Origin of the sequence: Prevotella vespertina (assembly GCF_009728485.1) — a bacterium.
In the GTDB taxonomy this organism is placed as follows: Bacteria; Bacteroidota; Bacteroidia; order Bacteroidales; family Bacteroidaceae; genus Prevotella; species Prevotella vespertina.
On sequence record NZ_VVIQ01000003.1, the window covers coordinates 1 to 18469 of the forward strand.

The 18469-nt window shown below is 40.7% G+C and carries 16 protein-coding genes and 1 riboswitch; of the genes, 14 read left to right on the forward strand and 2 right to left on the reverse strand.

The features are described from left to right. Positions 1-101 precede the first annotated feature (101 nt). From F0475_RS03260 to F0475_RS03275, 4 genes are read left to right on the forward strand one after another with little or no spacing between them, the layout of a single operon-like run. A complete protein-coding gene (locus F0475_RS03260; protein WP_155715350.1) occupies positions 102-1205 on the forward strand; it encodes a 3'-5' exonuclease in 1104 nt (367 codons plus the stop codon). Between the two features lie 12 nt (positions 1206-1217). Then, positions 1218-2699 carry a hypothetical protein gene (locus tag F0475_RS03265; protein WP_155715351.1) on the forward strand — a complete coding sequence of 494 codons (1482 nt, stop codon included), beginning with the start codon at positions 1218-1220 and terminating at the stop codon, positions 2697-2699. Positions 2700-2701: 2 nt separating this feature from the next. Next, complete coding sequence (locus F0475_RS03270) at positions 2702-3046, forward strand: hypothetical protein (RefSeq protein WP_155715352.1); 345 nt, start codon at positions 2702-2704, stop codon at positions 3044-3046. Next, entirely contained in the window at positions 3046-3300 is a 255-nt protein-coding gene (locus tag F0475_RS03275; RefSeq protein WP_234422944.1) for a zinc-finger-containing protein, read from the forward strand. Before F0475_RS03270 ends, F0475_RS03275 begins: the two co-directional genes overlap by 1 nt. A 329-nt stretch (positions 3301-3629) precedes the next feature. Here the strand turns inward: F0475_RS03275 and F0475_RS03280 are convergent, their stop codons facing one another. Next, entirely contained in the window at positions 3630-4121 is a 492-nt protein-coding gene (locus F0475_RS03280; protein WP_155715353.1) for a 3'-5' exonuclease, read from the reverse strand. 126 nt (positions 4122-4247) lie between these two features. Between F0475_RS03280 and F0475_RS03285 the strand changes: the two genes are divergently transcribed. The 6 genes from F0475_RS03285 (at position 4248) to F0475_RS03310 (ending at position 11978) form a co-directional block, all read left to right on the forward strand. Then, positions 4248-6938, forward strand: coding sequence for a 3'-5' exonuclease (locus tag F0475_RS03285; protein ID WP_155715354.1), 2691 nt, complete (start codon positions 4248-4250; stop codon positions 6936-6938). Between the two features lie 104 nt (positions 6939-7042). Further along, positions 7043-7357 carry a hypothetical protein gene (locus F0475_RS03290; RefSeq protein WP_008822231.1) on the forward strand — a complete coding sequence of 105 codons (315 nt, stop codon included), beginning with the start codon at positions 7043-7045 and terminating at the stop codon, positions 7355-7357. Between the two features lie 67 nt (positions 7358-7424). After that, entirely contained in the window at positions 7425-7685 is a 261-nt protein-coding gene (locus tag F0475_RS03295) for a membrane protein (RefSeq protein ID WP_008822230.1), read from the forward strand. 160 nt (positions 7686-7845) lie between these two features. Continuing rightward, positions 7846-8418 carry a GNAT family N-acetyltransferase gene (locus F0475_RS03300; protein WP_040559369.1) on the forward strand — a complete coding sequence of 191 codons (573 nt, stop codon included), beginning with the start codon at positions 7846-7848 and terminating at the stop codon, positions 8416-8418. Between the two features lie 229 nt (positions 8419-8647). Next, a riboswitch (cobalamin riboswitch) is annotated at positions 8648-8840 on the forward strand. A gap of 31 nt (positions 8841-8871) precedes the next feature. Further along, positions 8872-10848 (forward strand): TonB-dependent receptor plug domain-containing protein, encoded by a 1977-nt coding sequence (locus tag F0475_RS03305; RefSeq protein WP_155715355.1) that lies wholly within the window; start codon positions 8872-8874, stop codon positions 10846-10848. Positions 10849-10913: 65 nt separating this feature from the next. Beyond that, positions 10914-11978, forward strand: coding sequence for a YncE family protein (locus F0475_RS03310; RefSeq protein WP_025791601.1), 1065 nt, complete (start codon positions 10914-10916; stop codon positions 11976-11978). A gap of 97 nt (positions 11979-12075) precedes the next feature. On the opposite strand, the gene nhaD is transcribed toward F0475_RS03310, so the two are convergent. Then, positions 12076-13461 carry a sodium:proton antiporter NhaD gene (gene nhaD / locus F0475_RS03315; protein WP_155715356.1) on the reverse strand — a complete coding sequence of 462 codons (1386 nt, stop codon included), beginning with the start codon at positions 13459-13461 and terminating at the stop codon, positions 12076-12078. 146 nt (positions 13462-13607) lie between these two features. Here nhaD and ligA point away from each other — a divergent pair, with 146 nt between their 5' ends. From ligA to F0475_RS03335, 4 genes are all read left to right on the forward strand, one after another. Further along, entirely contained in the window at positions 13608-15638 is a 2031-nt protein-coding gene (gene ligA, locus F0475_RS03320) for an NAD-dependent DNA ligase LigA (protein ID WP_155715357.1), read from the forward strand. Between the two features lie 66 nt (positions 15639-15704). After that, on the forward strand, positions 15705-16562 hold the full coding sequence (locus F0475_RS03325; RefSeq protein WP_155715358.1) for a hypothetical protein: 858 nt from the start codon (positions 15705-15707) through the stop codon (positions 16560-16562). 43 nt (positions 16563-16605) lie between these two features. Then, positions 16606-17736, forward strand: a complete 1131-nt coding sequence (locus F0475_RS03330; RefSeq protein ID WP_155715359.1) for a hypothetical protein — start codon at positions 16606-16608, stop codon at positions 17734-17736. Between the two features lie 16 nt (positions 17737-17752). Continuing rightward, entirely contained in the window at positions 17753-18394 is a 642-nt protein-coding gene (locus F0475_RS03335; RefSeq protein WP_009434955.1) for a flavodoxin, read from the forward strand. Positions 18395-18469 lie beyond the last annotated feature (75 nt).

Genomic DNA, 18469 nt, shown 5'->3' on the forward strand with positions numbered 1-18469 from the left:
TATAACTGCAATGGTCAGAACTGGTTGTATGTATCAACCTGACAATATCTGTTTGGCAACACAAAGTGTAATTGTTAAATAAATAGTTAAAATAAGAAATATTGGAGGTTTTTGACATAGAAAGCATTTGGATAAAAGGATTTGCTGGTTCAGGTAAGTCTGTCCTTTTGGTTTATACCGTTAAGAAGATTCGGTCGCGTTCTTCTCACTCTCGTATTATGCTGATAGTCTTTACTAAGTCCTTGGTGGAGATGTTTAAAGCCGCATTCAAAGAACTCGGACTGAACATAGATATTGACACTTATTATGGATTCATGAAAAGTGGCAATCACTATGACTATATCCTATGTGATGAGGTTCAAGACCTTACACCAAGAGTGATTTCCGAAATGAATTCAAGATGTTCACACATCATTGTTGCAGGAGATTCTAATCAGTCTATTTACGAAAGCGATCCACAATGGCACGAGGCTACAGTTTCTGCATCAGAGATTGGGCACCTTATTCATGGAGATGCCTTTGAGCTTGGTGTTATACATCGCTTGTCACGATCTATCATTGATGCTGTACAGCGTTTCCTCCCACGTATGAAGATTTTCTCTGCAAAAAGAGATATGACTAAGAGTGATACTCAGATACGCTTATGCGAAGCGCCATCTGAGCAGAAGGAAGTTTCTTATATTATTGAGAATGCCACTAAGGCTGTTAACCAAGGATATACAACTGCGGTGCTTATTCCGACTCAACGAGAAATTGTTAACTTTGTCAATAAAGCTTTGGTAAGTCAGGGTAAGTCACCATGGCCTGCGACAACGAACAAGTGGGGAAAGTTAGACTTTGGAGCGATGAATCGCTATCTTCAATCTAATGGCATCAAACTCCAGTATGTGGGTAATGGATATGGTCAGTTCTCAGAATCAGACCACCGCATTATTCTGATGACATTCCACAGTGCTAAAGGACTGGATTTCGACCAAGTTTTCATTCCTTTCGCAAACTCACGCATGTATATCAGTCCTAACGAGAGTATTGCAAAAACCTTATTTATGGTTGCAATGACTCGCTGTCGCGAAGACTTGTATATAAGCTATTATGGTTATCCAAGTGATTATCTTGACGCATTTAAATCAAATTGTTCCCATATTGACATTGGTTCTGCAAGTGTAAAATCTGCAGGAAACGCTAGAAATCCATGGGGATTCTAAAAGGAGGTGTATATGCAATATCTTACAATCATCCGCAAGGCGGAATTTGTTGACCTTTTCAAGTACGGACATCTATATGTTCGTAGAGTCACTGCGTTTGACGGCGACATACAAAATTTGAAAGATGACGTGGCGAAGTTCAAAGAGGTTACATCTGATATGAATCTCTTTGAATACTCGTTTGAGTATCTGATGCTTCACATATCTGTAGAACAAGAAATCTCGTGCAATCCGGAAATAGAACTGAGCGATGTTCGTGGAGTCTATGTGTTCAATGAAGAGGCAAAAAAAGAGATGTCTATCTCATTTGATTCTCGAATTCAGATACATGTATCTCCATGGGCTCCCATGTTTGACAAACTTCAGGAGATATTGCTCCAGAAGCAGAGCATGCGTGGCATAGATAATTTATGGAAAATTTTTGGACTTGAAGAAACAGATAAGACAAAGTGCGCAGAAGTTATAGATGAGCAAATTATCTCAGAGACGTTTAGGGAGCTATATGCCTATGAGCGTCCTCAAGGAGAGTTGTCTCCATGGGTCTACCTGTTAAGATATGAACGTCATAGCTTATATCCTAGGACAATGAGCGGCTTCTTCTGTGATTTTATCCATGTTTATATCAACTGGATGCAACAGAAAGAGCTTCATGGAGATGTTGCAGAATCTACAGAGCTTTATAATCAACTGAATAAGGATAAATTCTTCGATTTAGTTCGTGTGGTAAAACAATCGTCGCTGTCTCAGAAATGTAAGAATGATATTCCCGATTGTAATTTCTATGTAGTAGCTCCGCTTTATCTCTATCTGAAATCATTATCGGGTGACAATTTGGAATGGGGTGACAATTTGAAAAAAATTGTTGTAAACTCAAAAAAATATCTGGGATTTGACTTCATACTGGCAACTTATCTGCTCGGAATTACTTTGGGATATGATGGAACATACGATTGCCTATATAATCATGTAGGCTTAAGTATTTTCAAGGCAAAAGTACTTCCTTCCGACTCCATATCAGAACCTGAAGATACACCTGTCTGTATTGGGACGGAGAATGAAATCCCTGGGAATAGCGAAACTAACTTACAGGAAGAAGTTCAAGACATTGTTCCAGAAGATAGCGGGGACTCTACTATACCTTCTACGGAGGAACCATCCGTAACATCTGAGGAAGTTGAGACAATTGCCACCTCAAATAATGATGACAGTCCAATCACATCCGATGGGAATGCAGATATATCAAAAGACCAGTTGCCAAGCGAAAACGAGGAAACGCCATGTAAAGAAGATACAAATGGAACTCTAATTGCTAGCAAAATTAATGCCGTTAAACCAACAGCAGATTCTGTAAACTTGTTTGGTGAAGAAGAAACTGTTCTCATGAACAATGGTAAGCGCAAGAAAGCCAAGAATTTTGAGGAAAGACAGATTCCTCTAAGTCAAGTAGAAGAATATAAAGAACAAGGTTGGAGAAAAACCAGAAACAAAAAGTAATTATGCAACAGTTTAATTATCAGCAAAAAATAGCAATGATGCGCATACTGCTTGATGTCATTCATGCAGATGGTAAAATTGATGCGCGTGAAATGTTTTATTTCAATGAACTCAAAAAAGAATTAGAAGTTCCAGATGACTCTCAAAAAGATGTAGAAGAGAAGAATTCTCTTTTAGCTTTAGTTCAAATTAAATTGTTTGATGATGAGCAAAAAGAGTTTTTCTCAAAGCTGATGAGCAACATGATAGTTGTTGACGAAGATGTCAATGTAAATGAAGTCGCCATTTATGATGTCGTAAAAGAATTTGCAAAGATATCGCAGAAGTTTCAAGGAAAGATTGATTAATGAAAAGCAGCAATTTCATATCTGAAGAGCAAAAGAGAATCTTTGATGGAAAGCTATGTCCTTATTGCGACCAAGCAACAGAGCTTATAGATAGTTCTGAGATTTATCAAGGAGTCTCATATGGCTGGATGTACATCTGCAGACCATGTAATGCATATGTCGGCTGTTATACAGGTAGCAAGAAATCTTTAGGTATGGTTGCAAATGCAGAACTGCGTTATGCAAAACGAAGAGCACATCATTATTTTGATTAACTCTGGAAAGGGAAAATACCATTCGTAAGCCGTTTCGTGTGCTATAATTAGATATCGAAGCAACTAGGCATCCCAAGACAATGCACCCATATTGGAATGTCAGATATGGCTCAATGTAAAAAAATATTGATATAAGTATCAAGAAATTAGGTTCTTCAGGAATTTGGAGTGATAAAACAGATAAAATAAAAAAGAAACCGCTGTAAATATTGTATATTTGAATATCCACAAACAAATGTACAAAGTTTTCTCTGCTTATCCTATAAGATGGGCTATGTGTGTGTTTCGCTTTTGTAAGGTATTAGTTTCAACGAGCGACGGGCAGAATCTTACAATATCTCCTTGGCTATCCAAGCGCACGCCTCCGCATCGGCAAGGGCATGATGATGATTGGTTAAATCGTAACCGCATGCAGCCGCAACGGTCTGTAGTTGGTGATTCGGGAGATGAGGGAGAATACTTCGTGCCGCCTTCAACGTATCGAAGAACTCATAGTCGAGGTAATCCATTTGATAAGTCATAAGGCATGCTCGCAGGCATCCTTTGTCGAATGGGGCGTTATGTGCCACCAATGGTAAGCCTTCAATCAATGGCGCTATCTGCTTCCATACCTCACTAAACACTGGTGCTTCATCCGTATCTTCACGCGTAAGCCCGTGCACCTGCGTACATCGCCATTGGTAATAATTCGGTTCGGGCTGTATGAGAGAATAGAAACTATCCACTATTTCACCACCTCTAACAATCACAACGCCCACGGAACAGACACTGCTCCGTTCAAAGTTCGCTGTTTCGAAATCAATTGCTGCAAAGTCCTGCATAGTTTAATCCTTAAATCTGCTTGCAAAGATACCACTTTACTTTTATTCCTTAAGCTGATCGTAAGTTATTTCCAATCTTTTTCTTACTTTTGCAAAGGCTTCTAACGCCCATAAAGATAAGAACCTATGGAACCCAACAATTCGTTTACGTTATTAGATAAGTATCAAATACCCGTAGTAGAGGCAAGTCATGGATACCATCTTGTACTGGCTTCACCGGGCTGTGGTAAGACACATATACTGGCAGAGAGGATAAGATATGCGAGGGAAAAGGGTGTGAGATACGAGGATATGCTCTGTCTTACGTTCACAAATCGTGCTGCAAGAGAGATGACGAATCGTATTCAGAAGGTTGTTGGAGGCGATAGCACAGAGCTGATGGTGGGTAATGTACATCGGTTCTGCTCTAAGTTCCTTTTCGAGCAAGATAAGATTCCTGCAGACTCCGCTATTATTGACGATGAGGAAGCCGTGAGTATCATTGCAGACTATCGTAACGAAGATGAGGAAGGAGTAACAAGAGACTTCAATAGATATAAAGGCTATCAGACGATTATCTTCTTCCAGCACTTCATCTATCAGATGGAACATCAGCATCCGTGGAAGTATTACCTCCACCCAGAGAGTTTCACGGATGATGACCGAGAGGCTATCAAGCAGATATGCAAGTCGCAGAAGAGAGAATATAACGAACAAGCGGTGATTGACATCTATCATCATGCACAGCAATACATGGACGAGCCCAACGTGCTAGGACTTGATGCAAAGACTGCCGATAGGATTCGTGTGTTGCTTTGGAAGATGTATTATGCTGCTTGTTATGCTCAATACAAAGAAGAGAACCATCTGCTCGACTTCGAAGACTTGTTACTAAAGACTTACGACATCTACAGTACCGATGATACATGTAAGCGTTATAAGTGGATTCAGGTAGATGAAGTGCAGGACCTCAATGGTATGCAGCTCGCTATCATTGACCTGCTCACTGTCAAAGATAATCCTATGGTGATGTATCTAGGAGACGAACAACAAGCAATATTCTCTTTTATGGGTGCCAAAGTGGAGACCCTCACATTGCTCAAGATGCGGTGTAAGGGCAATATTCATCACCTACAACGAAACCATCGTTCACCAAAGTACCTGCTTGATGTCTTTAACGATTACGCAGAAAAACAACTGAAGATAGATCGTGAGTTGCTTCCTGCCTCTGACAATGATGTGAAAGCTAAGCCCGAAGATTTACGAATCATCCATAGTAGTACGATTGACTCGGAACGACAAGAGGTTACAGATGTAGCTCGTAACCTTTATGAACAAAACAAAGAAGAACGAACGGCAGTGATAGTCAGTTCTAATTCAGATGCAGATCATATTAGCGAGACAATGGACAAAGTAGGACTGACACACTTTAAGGTGTCTGGGCGCGACCTCTTTGATACACCCGATGTTAAGCTCTTACTGTCTCATCTCAGTGTTCTTGCCAACGAACATAACTCTATTGCATGGACACGTATAATGAAAGGTGTGCGTGCTTTTCCTTCACATGCTTTGGCACGACGCTTCAATTGGAAACTGAAGCAACTCGCACTTTCGCCTTCCGACTTCCTTCTTTATCCTGATACTTGCTACACAGCAGAGTTTCTTAAAGCCTACGATGAAGAAGAAATGGTTGTATTCGATACTGAAACAACAGGCTTAGACGTATTTGCTGATGACATTATAGAGATTGCAGCCATGAAGATTAAGGGTGGAGAAATCGTTGGAGAGCCGCTCGACCTTTATATAAAGACAGACAAACCTATCTTACCAAAGCTAGGCGACAAAGATAATCCTATGTATGCTATCTATAATGAGAAGCTCGCTGCAGAGGAACTTATCACTCCTCAAGAAGCCTTGCAACGCTTTCTATCCTACATTGGAGCACGTCCTATACTTGGACATAACGCCAATTACGATTACAATATCATTGATAATTGTCTGCAAAGATATTGCAACGACACACTGAAAGCCCACATGAACCCATGCTTCGACTCGCTAAAACTGATACGACTTCTTTCTCCGAGCCTTCATTCTTATAAGTTAGAGGCGCTCTTAGAGACGTTCCACCTAACAGGAAAGAATAGTCATCAGGCTATTGATGACGTGGGAGCAACGGTGAGCCTCGTCCGTCTTTGTGCCGAAAAGGCACGTGAGAAACAACCAGAGCAACTGTCTTTTCTCCAACATCCAAAGGTAAAACCATTCATAAATACCCTTCGTAACAACTATGGAGAACTTTATTTGAATGGTGTCCAACATCTTTATGTATTAGCTACGAACGAAGAACCTGCCCTCGTTCAGGAACTATCGTCTGCTTACAACGCCTTGCATGCAGATGGATTAATCAATAAGATTTCTCGATTAGATTATGTTTTGCGTTATCTACGTATAGATATGCTGACGGACAATGCAATAGGAAATGCGCTTGTTCAGCAACTCGCCCAATATATTATGGATATCAACACACTGAAAGAAGCTGATTTCTGCAATAGTAAGAGTATCCGTGAGCGTGTTTATGTAACGACAGTGCATAAGGCAAAGGGACTGGAGTTTGATAATGTTATTGTGTTTGATGCTGCCGACGGACGTTATCCCAACGCCTTCAATAAGAGTAAAAAGCAAGACGAAGAAGATGCTCGCAAATTCTATGTAGCTATGTCGCGTGCCAAGCGCCGTCTCTACATTGCTTATTCTCTACAAATGATTGACCGCTATGGTCGCGTGCATAACCGCGAATTGACACCATTTATGGATGCAATACAGAAACATTTCAATTAGACGAAATATATCGTAGACTCTACAATATAATTTTTTTCAGATAAAAAGAGAGGGCATTACATAAAAAGCATTACCTTTGCGCCATTAATTATTAGAATATTAAGATGATAAAATCAAAGAGATTAATCGCAACGTGCTTATCTGTATTAATGGTAATTTCTGCCATTGCTGCTAATAGCACTGAGGTTCAAGACCCTGTATCAAGTCTTCTAGGAGGGACTTTTGCCCTTGCTACACTCATTATATTTGCTGTACTTTATTTTATTTGGTATATCTTCGTTGCTATTATGGCGCGAAACAGAAATAGAAATGTAGCTTTATGGATCCTCTTTAGTTTGTTAGGGACTCCATTATTGATGATGCTTATACTCTTTTGCATTGGCAAAGATAAGTCTGAAGACAAGCGATATAACGATTAACAACGAACAAAGGTAATAAATAAGAAACAATAAATTAACTACATAGTTACAGATAACAATTACAATTATGACAAAAGAAAAGTTCTTCACCGCAATGGGATGGGTTGGTATGGTGACAGCAGTTTTAATGTATGTTTTCTACCTGCCACAGATAGAAAGTAACCTCGCAGGTAACAAGGGATCTTTTATTCAGCCATTTATGGCAGGTGTGAACTGCACCTTATGGGTTGCTTACGGATTGTTTAAGGAGAAGCGTGATTGGCCAGTAGCGATTGCTAACACACCAGGTATCATCTTTGGTTTCGTAGCTGCATTCACAGCACTATAAAATAAGGCAAAAGCTAAACATATTACCCTCTCCAATCACATGATTAGAGAGGGTAATTGCATTTATACAGATTAGGAATGACTATGAGAAACAATAATAAAAGCTAAAGAATAATACAAATAGAATCATGAAATACCATTTCTCTCCTTACCTTTGCACCATGATTAAGATTACAGAAGCACGAAAAGAACAGGCGGCAGTGATAGCACGAATGATTATGGAGGCTATGAACCACGAGTGCTGCCAGTGGTTTGCAGGACCAGAGCATACGTTAGATGAGTTCCATCAGTTGATGACTAAGTTAGTTGAACGAGAGGATTCGCAATATTCCTATCGTAACACACTGGTAGCTATGACGGAGAACAACGAAATAGCAGGCGTATGTGTAAGCTATGATGGGGCAAATCTTCACGAATTACGTCAAGCATTTATAGACGAGGCAAAGCAGACTTTCGGTAGAGACTATTCTAACATGGAGGACGAGACGACTGCTGGTGAACTTTATATCGACTCTCTCTGCGTTAGCAACAGCCATAGAGGTCGAGGCATTGCAACACAACTTCTCCGTGCTACTATCGAGAAGGGACAACGCATGAACCTACCGACAGGACTATTAGTAGACACAGGGAATCCACAAGCCGAGCGTCTCTACAAACGCATAGGCTTCACTTTTGTAGGTGAGAACACATGGGGCGGACACCCAATGCGACATCTACAGATACATAACTCATAAAACTTTCTCTCATTACCACTGGTTGGTAAGATAATGAACAGGATTGGACACGTTTGTCCAGCCTATTGGACACGCGTGTCCAACTAATTGGATCAACGTGTCCAATTAGTTGGATTAACTTATCCAATATCGTAGGAACTATCTCAAGCAAACATCATCCCTTCCTATAGCAAGAGCTGTATGAACCATGAAATCACATTATTTATTTGCCTATCTCTACCCTTTATAGTATCTTTGTATGCGCAATAGGTTCATTAACATTACATGATTAAAAAGGGAAAACGGTGAGATTCCGCTACTGTCCCGCAGCTGTAAGTTGTCTGTCACAGGTAAACATAAGCCACTGATAACGAATGATTGGGAAGGCGTTTACCTTCTTTTGGATAACAAGTCAGAAGACCTGCCATTGCAAGTCATTGCATCCCTCGAGGAAGGGCACTGCATAGAACCATTATGATACATTATAAGAAGATGAGGCAACTGGCTTCTTTCTTACTGTTGTTATGTCCTTTGAGTATGGCAGCACAAACCATAACCAATGATTCCACACAGACAATAGACGAGGTTGTGGTTAAAGGCTTCCGTATTCCTAGGAATGTATTGGCAAGTACACCGATACAGACTCTGTCACACACGGATATGGAGCGTCTCGGCATACACGACATGGGCGATGCGCTGAAACGGTTTGCTGGTGTACAGGTGAAGGACTATGGCGGTGTAGGCGGTATGAAGACGGTTAATATTCGAGGCTTAGGGGCTGGACACACGGGCGTCACGTATGATGGAGTGCAGGTAGGTGACTGCCAGAGTGGACAGGTAGACCTCTCCCGCTTCACGCTTGACAACGTCTCACTCGTCAGTTTGCAGATTGGACAAGAGGACAATATCTATCAGAGTGCAAAGGCTTATACCTCAGCAGGACTCATCAATATCAGTACGTTACAAGGCGTATCCGACCGCAAACCACACCTCACAACAACACTGCGCACGGGTAGCTATGGCCTCTTTTCGCCCTCCCTACTCTATCATCAACAGTTCTCACGTTTGGGGATTGGCGCATACACAAGCTACGAAAGGGCTGACGGAGTTTATTGGTTCACGCTAAAGAATGGTATCAAAACCATCCATGAGCGTAGAAACAACAGTGACATACAGACGTGGCGAGGTGAAGTGAATATGAACTATCAGCTCACGGATAAGCAGACATTGCAGTGGAAGGCTTACGGCTTCACATCCAACAGAGGATTGCCAGGAGCTGTCATCTATGACAATACTTATTCGGCAGAACGTCTGAAAGATAAGAATGTCTTTACGCAAATGCTCTATGAGAACCGATTTAGCAATCGTATCAAGATGAAAGCGGCTGCTAAATGGAATTACGCTTGGTCACGCTACTCTGATATACCTGCCAGTGGATACAAAGAAGATACCTACCGACAGAACGAGACTTACCTAACAGCGACGCTGTGGACAAATCCGTTGCAGGGATTAAACCTTTCTTTCGCACAGGATTATGCGCATAACCATCTATCCATGACGCTGCCGAAAGCTGCTAACCCAACCCGCAACTCACTGTGGACAGCCTTAGCAGCCAACTATCAGATAGGTTCTTTCAGTATCAATGCATCTCTTCTCGCAACGAATATCTACGAACGTGTAAAACAAGGGAACGCTTCGAACGGATTTCACAGACTGTCGCCTGCCTTCAGTATGCAGTGGCGTTGCCTGCAAGACTTCCGCCTCCGCTTTGGATATAAGGACATTTTCCGTACTCCAACACTCAATGAACTTTATTATACGGGTATTGGTAACCGCCATCTGAACCCAGAGAAGTCACGCATGTGGAACCTTGGTGCCACTTACTCGCACACCTTTAATCGTACACTCCAGCTTTCCTTGACCGCTGATGGGTATTTCGGCAACGTCACCGATAAGATTATTGCGGTACCAAAGATGTTCTATTGGCAGATGATGAACGCTGGGAAGGTGCGCCAATTAGGGCTGGATGTATCAGCAAACATTGAGAAGAAATGGGGTAATGATTGGTCCGTGAGTGCGACAGGTAGCTATAGTCTGATGAAGGCAACTGATATCAGCAACCCAACAGCCGTCTATTATTGTAATCAGATAGCTTATACCCCACGCCATTCGGGTTCAGCAAGCGTCTTACTACATACTCCTTGGCTCGATTTCAGTTATAATGTTTTGTTCATGGGCGAACGATATACGCTGAGTTATAACATTCCAGACAATCGTATGAAACCATTTACTGACCATAGCATAACGCTCTCGCGGGAGTTCAAACTCAATAAGCAGCAATTACGAGTACAGTTTGATGCGCGCAATCTTGGCAATAAGAACTATGAGGTCGTACGTTTCTATCCAATGCCAGGCACCAACTGGCGACTGTCTGTAAGCTGGGAACTTTAAGCAAGAAACATAACCACAATAAAAGGATTAAACCAAAATTAATTATAAACAAAACAATGAAGACAATGAAAAAGAATCTACTTGCGTTAGGCATTATCCTCATGTCTGCGCTCACTTTCACCGCTTGTAGCGATGATGACGACATTAATGTTGGTAAACAACCAGAGGTATCAACCACAGACGTCTATGTTTCTTGTGCCGGTAACTGGGGCGCAAACAATGGTACTGTTGGTATTCTTGATTACAATATTCAAGCTCGTCCAACAGCACCTTTCGTATTCCAAGATGCTTATAAGGCACAGAATGGTATTGGTATCGGTGATGCACAAGACTTAATCGTATTCCATGATAAAGTAGTTGTTGCTTGTACGACATCATCAAAAATAGAAGTTTTGAACCGACAAGGGAAAGTTGAACAGACCATTAAGCTCCACAACGTTGAGCCACGTTACTTGGCTACAGATGGCAAGTATGTTTACTTCTCTGCCTATAGCGGTAAAGTATATAAGATGAATCCTAACGACAAAGTGAAGCCACTGGTCGACTCTGTTGTTGTGGGTGACCACCCAGAGGCAATATCAATTACGAATGGTAAGCTATATGCAAACCTTTCAAACCGTAGTATAGCAAACACTGGTAAGTACTTAGCAGTAGTAGACCTCAACACATTCCGTAATCCAAAGAATATTGAGGTTGGGCTTAATCCTTACAATCAGAACATTGCTGCCGGTAATGACGTGTTTATCGTGTCTATGTTTGATTATACAGAGAAGCCATTAGTACAGAAGATTGACACAAAGACCAACAAAGTGACACAACTCTTTAATGCTACTGCCATTGCATACAGTGCTAAGAAGAATGCGCTTGTCTGCCTCTATGCTCCTTACGGAAGCGATGATAAGAGTTTCTTCTTCTATGACTTAGCTACAGGTCAGAAGACTAATCTCGATACGACAGGGCTTCACAGTCCTCAACAAGTTAATGTTGACAAGTGGGGTAACATCTATGTTATAGACACTCCAGATTATAATTCTCCAAGCGAGGTCTTCTACTATTCACCAGAGGGCAAGCTTATCCAGGGTAACATCATCGTTGGAATGAGTGCACAGAATGTACGCTTTGCCAACTAAACAAGTACAATAACAAAACCGGGTGATTCCAAATATTGGAGTCACCCGATTTTTTATAATATAAAACTCGTATAAGTCTTCTTTATACTGATAAATATTACAGTGGAGTTGTGAATATAAACGTACGGATAACCCAATAAGAGAGAATACCACAGAGATAACCCAAGAAAGCTATCCACGAAATCTTCTTCATGTACCAACCAAAGGTTATCTTCTCCAATCCCATTACGACAACACCTGCTGCAGAACCAATGATAAGGATAGAACCACCTACGCCAGCACAATAAGCCAATAACTGCCAGAAGATGCCATCAACAGCCATGTCGCCTGTTGCCTGAATTGGATACATACCCATACTACCTGCAACAAGTGGGACATTGTCAACAATAGACGATAATACTCCAATGATACCCGTCACTGCATAATGATTACCTTGGAAGAAACTGTTTAATCCTCCACCGAGTTCGTGTAATATACCCACTTCTTCAAGACAGGCAACAGCCATCAAAATACCAAGGAAGAAGAGGATTGTTGACATATCAATACGACTCAACAGGTTGGTGACACGCTTAGAGAAGTCTTCGCTATCGCCCTTAGCACGATGTAGATTGCGATAGAATATCTCTGTAATCGTCCAAAGAATACCTAATACAAAGAGGATACCAACGAATGGAGGAAGGTCTGTGAAGTAATGGAATACTGGTACGAAGCAGAGTCCACCCACACCAATAGCAAAGATTATCTTGCGTTGTGAGCCATTGAACTCTAATAGTTCAGTATCACCAGAGTGATCCGTCTCTAACATATCACCACCTAACTTGCCCTTTAATAAGAACTGAAGAACAAAGGCAGGGATAATCATTGATATAAGAGATGGTATGAAGATCTCGCTTATCACGCCACCAGCTGTTATCATTCCCGCATTCCACAACATGATAGTTGTCACATCACCGATTGGCGAGAAAGCACCACCCGAGTTGGCGGCAATGATAACCAATGACGCATAAATCATACGATCCTTATGATCTTGAACGAGCTTGCGAAGAATCATAATCATCACAATACTTGTTGTCAAGTTGTCCAAGATAGCTGAAAGGAAGAACGTCATGAAGGCTATCTTCCATAATAAACTACGCTTTGACTTAGAACGCATCACGTCTTTAACCCAATTAAAGCCGCCATTCTGATCGACAATCTCAACGATTGTCATAGCTCCCATAAGGAAGAAAAGCGTGGTTGCAGTGTCACCAAGATGCTCGGTTATCAACTTGTTGGCAAATGTGACGAGCTGATCTCCAATACCCTTAAACTCTGGGTGCATCAGTTGCACAAATGGTGAAGGGTCAACCATATAGAGAACCCAACAGAAAACAAACATCAACAAAGCAACTGCAGCTTTGTTGATTTTCGTCAGACTTTCCATCGCTATGAGTGCATAACCCAAGACGAAAACGACGATAATAGCAATTGTTAGTGTAGACATAAATAAAATTGATTCGATTATTCTTTGGCGCAAAGGTAAGCAAAAGAAGTGAGTTGGCAACATAAACTATTCAAATTAATTCAGCGAATGAATGTCAGATTCATCAAATTGTAGTATCTTTGCCAATATTCAAACACTCAACACGAATGAACGACGAAATACAATCCCTTGTTGAACAACTCAACGCTGCCTCTGATGCTTATTATAATGGTCGAGAAGAAATCATGACCAACTATGAGTGGGATGCAGCCTTTGACCGATTAAAGAAGTTAGAAGAGGAAACGGGAATTATCTTACCTGATTCTCCTACACAAAATGTATCTGCTGATAATGTTGCCGGTAAAAAAGAAGAACATGAGTTCCCTGCACTATCCTTGGCAAAAACTAAGAAGATAGAAGACCTTACTAAATGGGCAGAGAATAGACCTATATGGCTCTCATGGAAGTTGGATGGATTGACACTTGTTGTTACATACGATAATGGTAAACTAACAAAGGTTGTCACACGTGGTAATGGTCATATTGGCACCAATATTACTCATCTTTCTACGGCTATTGATGGTATCTTACAAACCATTCCTTATAAAGGACACCTCGTTATTCGTGGCGAGGCTGTTATCAGTTATCCTGACTTCGAGCAATTCAATATGGAATCAGAAGAGGAATATGCTAATCCTCGTAACCTTGCATCAGGTTCATTGACGTTGAAGAACATCAATGAAGTGAAAGAACGTCATATCCGTTGGATTCCGTTTACCCTTGTCTATGAAGAAGAAGAGATTATCTCATGGGGCAATCGTATGGCATGGCTAGAACAACAAGGCTTTAAGCCAGTAGACAGAGAACTCATTGAGCAACCCACAGAGGTAAATATCCAAGCTGTCATTGATCGCTGGACAGAACGGGTAACAGGCAAGAGTTCCTCACCTTTCCCCTATCCTGTTGATGGCTTAGTCATCACATACGATGATACTGCCTACGCCGCAACAGGTTCGGTAACAGGTCATCATGCGGCACGTGCTGGTTATGCTTTCAAATGGCAGGATGAGAGTGCGGAAACAGAACTAGAATATATAGAATGGTCTTGTGCTGCCTCAACCATATCTCCCGTTGCCGTATTCAAGCCCGTTGAACTAGAAGGAACAACTGTAAAGCGTGCCTCGCTCTGTAATATCTCTGAATGTGAGCGACTGGGGATTGGCGATAAGGGAACAAAGATAGCTGTTATCAAAGCAAATAAGATTATCCCAAAGGTAATCAATGTTGTTGAGCGATTGGGCGTATTTCATATACCTGAGGTATGCCCTGTATGCCAATCAGCAACAGAGGTAACAGAGAGTGAGAGTAGTGGAACAAAGACGTTGCATTGCACCAACACGCATTGTCCTGCAAAGCAACTCAAGAAGTTCGGACGCTTTGTTTCAAAGGAAGGAATCAATATTGATGGACTATCCGAACAGACGATACAGAAGTTTATCAATCTTGGTTGGGTACGTGAATATGCAGACTTATTCCATCTCAACAACCATGCTTCAGAACTACGAACAATGGAGGGATTTGGAGACAAGAGCGTTAGCAAGTTACTTACAGCCATTGAGAAAGCTCGTAACGTGGAAGCGCATCGCTTACTCTTTGCATTAAATATACCACTTATCGGGCGTGATGTTTGCAATCGTTTGTTATCAGCTTATCAAATCGCAGACCTATTCCATACAGCTACTGAAGCTACCACCGAAGATGTCTTTGCTACTATTGCAGGCATTGGACCAGAGAAGAGTGCCAGCTTTGTTAGATGGATGAAGGATAAAGATAACTATTCTATGCTGCAACAGCTATTAGTAGAACTCAATATTAGTCAGTCTTCATCTGCGCCAACTGGTAATAGTTGCGAAGGACTAACGTTTGTTATCACTGGCGATGTGCATCATTATAAGAATCGTAATGAGCTGAAGGCTTACATTGAGAGTCAAGGGGGCAAAGTAACAGGTTCTGTCTCTAAATCAACCAGTTTCCTTATTAACAACGATGTAGAAAGTTCTTCTGGCAAAAATAAAAAGGCAAAGGAACTCTCTATTCCAATTATCTCTGAGGAAGAATTCATTGCTCGATTTGTACAGATGGACGAGAATAAACTCGCCTTAGAATCCTCTCCAATCACCGAAGGATCACTATTCTAAAACATCTTCTTTTTGATATGATCTCTATTACATAACAATTTAATAACTTCTTACAACCTTACCAACATGAAGATTAATCGACGGAAAATAGTCTTATTGATGGCTTCGCTCATTTGTACAATACTCTCTGCACAAACCAAAGGAGAGTATATCTCTACACATTTCAAAAAGGGAGATACTCTCCAATACACCTATAAGCTATCGATTAAAGCAGAGGACCCAACTACAAAAAAGCCCATAGAGATTCCTTATGATATCTATGAGAATTTATCTTTCTGTCCAGCATCGTCTTACTATCTACTCTATGAAAATAGAAAATCCTACGAATCAACATTTACATTAACTGTACGGGAAGTGACACCTTATACTTATACCATGCGGTTACTGGTTCAACAGAGCCCTTATGGGGATAATATCAATGGTAACCCAGATTTAATTACTCCTAAGTTCACTACTAGATTACTAAAAGAAAAAGGTATCTTAATCACCTTTAACGAAAATATGAGTAATTATATGCCCACCAATTCGAACGAAACAATAAATGATCTTATAGACTACCTCTACGCACACAGAGAAGAGAACGAACTTATTAAAAAATTTACTGATGTAGTGCTAAAGGAGGAATTTAAGCAAGAATTCACCCAATCAGAAGATGTCAATTCTTTTATATCATTAATTATAAACCTCTCAGCTCCAGGGCTTGGTGTGCTACCTGAGATTTATAGACGTAAGTACACACCAGAAATGGTACATTATAAAGAGATACCATCAGATAAGAAAGGCTCTAATCCTCTCAAGATAGAAGAAACAACTTCTTTCAACTCGGAAGGCTGGCTAAATGAATACAATAGGACTGTTACCTTTAAACAACCAAGGTCACTTATTGTTGCACATGAATCGATTATTAGGCAGGTTAAACAATAAAGTAAATCAGCACCATTTTCATCAACCATTAACAAGATAAGGTATGCGCACATCACAATCCATTCTTCATAATAATTTATCCAACGCAGGACATAAATCATACATAAGTATTTGGCTTGGATTATGTCTCTTGCTTATTTCTTTACCTACTTCTGCTCAGAATGCAATAGAAATAGGTGATGAAATTACTTATGAGTTCTCCAACTCGTGGTCCTATTCAGCCAAAGGAGATTCTACTGATAATGAGGATAGAATATTCCAGCCCACAAAACAACAACAACTTATCTATCCTTACGCTCCATTGTATAAATCAACTCCTGACAGCGTTTACTCTAGCTTCACCCTTACAGCACTTAACTCTTCTACCTATGGAAGAGTTTTCCGATTGCATATCAATCAACCCTGTTGTACCCCTAACAGATATGGAATACCTCTCGATTCTATCTTACAAATCATAATGGAACATGATGTTATCCTAGCCTATTCTTCCTTATTAGACCAATACATCATTTGTAACATGCATGACTTCTATCCTTCATTAGACAAGATTCTTCAGCATGGGATTCCTAACGAGTTCTTATTACAAACAGAGGATTATAAGTTAAGTCAACCTTCTCTCAATATGGTTTCTATCAATGTTTTAAAATATGCAATCAATGCTTTTTGCCCAGGACTAAGTCTTGCTATTATGGCACAGAGTATTCCTTGGCAAGACAAGGTAACCATCACCGGGAAACCATTAGATGGGAGTAGTCGGACAATGAACTACTGCAACACAACCGATAAGGTTTCAGATGAGAATTTCTACAGGGACATAAAGAGTGAAGAATATGTCAGCGATTATATGTTTAATTATGTCAATGAAAATTCAGAAGAAGAGATAGATTCCGTAGAAGTAGACTCTATATCAGATGATAGTATTGACTATGAAGCGGTTTGTGATACAGCCATAGCAGAAGTAGTGGATGATGACACAGACTCTGTTGTCATAGACACGACCGAAATTGACAATGATTGTGATTTGCTAACCGAAGATTTTCATCCGCTCTATAATAAGATAAAGATACATATCACCCCTGATGGGTTTGTGGCTGAATACAATATAACTAGCACTATCAAATTTGGAACGGCTCTATGGGAACGCCGAATAAGATTACGCAGAAAGAACAACTAACTAAAAACAATAAATTATGAAACAGTTAACAGGAATATTTGCCATTATCGTGGCTGTATTATGCCTTGTCATGCTACCAAAGACAAGTAGAGCGCAAAGTTGTAAGACGAGTAACAATGAGAAGAAAGATGCTGAGAAAAAGAAAGGTAAGGTTCTTATTGTTTTCTTCTCTCACACAGGAGAGAATTATGCTGTGGGGAATATCGAAGTGGGCAACACAAAGATGGTGGCTGACTACATTCGAGATGTGACCGGTGGTGATGAGTTTGAAGTGGTAAGAGAAACTCCTTATCCTAAGACTTACAAGGAAGTAGTTGAGGTTGCAAAGAAGGAGAGATACGGCAAAGAATATCCTCCGTTCAAAGGAAAGGTCAACAATATTGACGACTATGATGTTGTGTTCCTTGGTGGTCCAGTCTGGATTCATAGCTATCCGCAGGTTATGTTCACCTTTATGAAACAGTATGACTTGAGTAATAAGACGCTCATTCCTTTCCTCACGCACGAAGGAAGTGGACTAGGTTATGCCGTTCGAGACATCAAAGAGATTTATCCTAATGCCAATATCCTTAGTCCCGAAGCCTTTTATGGTCATGAGGTTCGTACAGACATGAGTAAGGTTAAAGCGTGGTTAGAGGCTCTAGGCTATAAGAAATAGAGAGATTGACGAAATATACTTTCGTACCCCACAACTTATACTTCCGTGCCCCACGAAATGTACTTTCGTCAATTA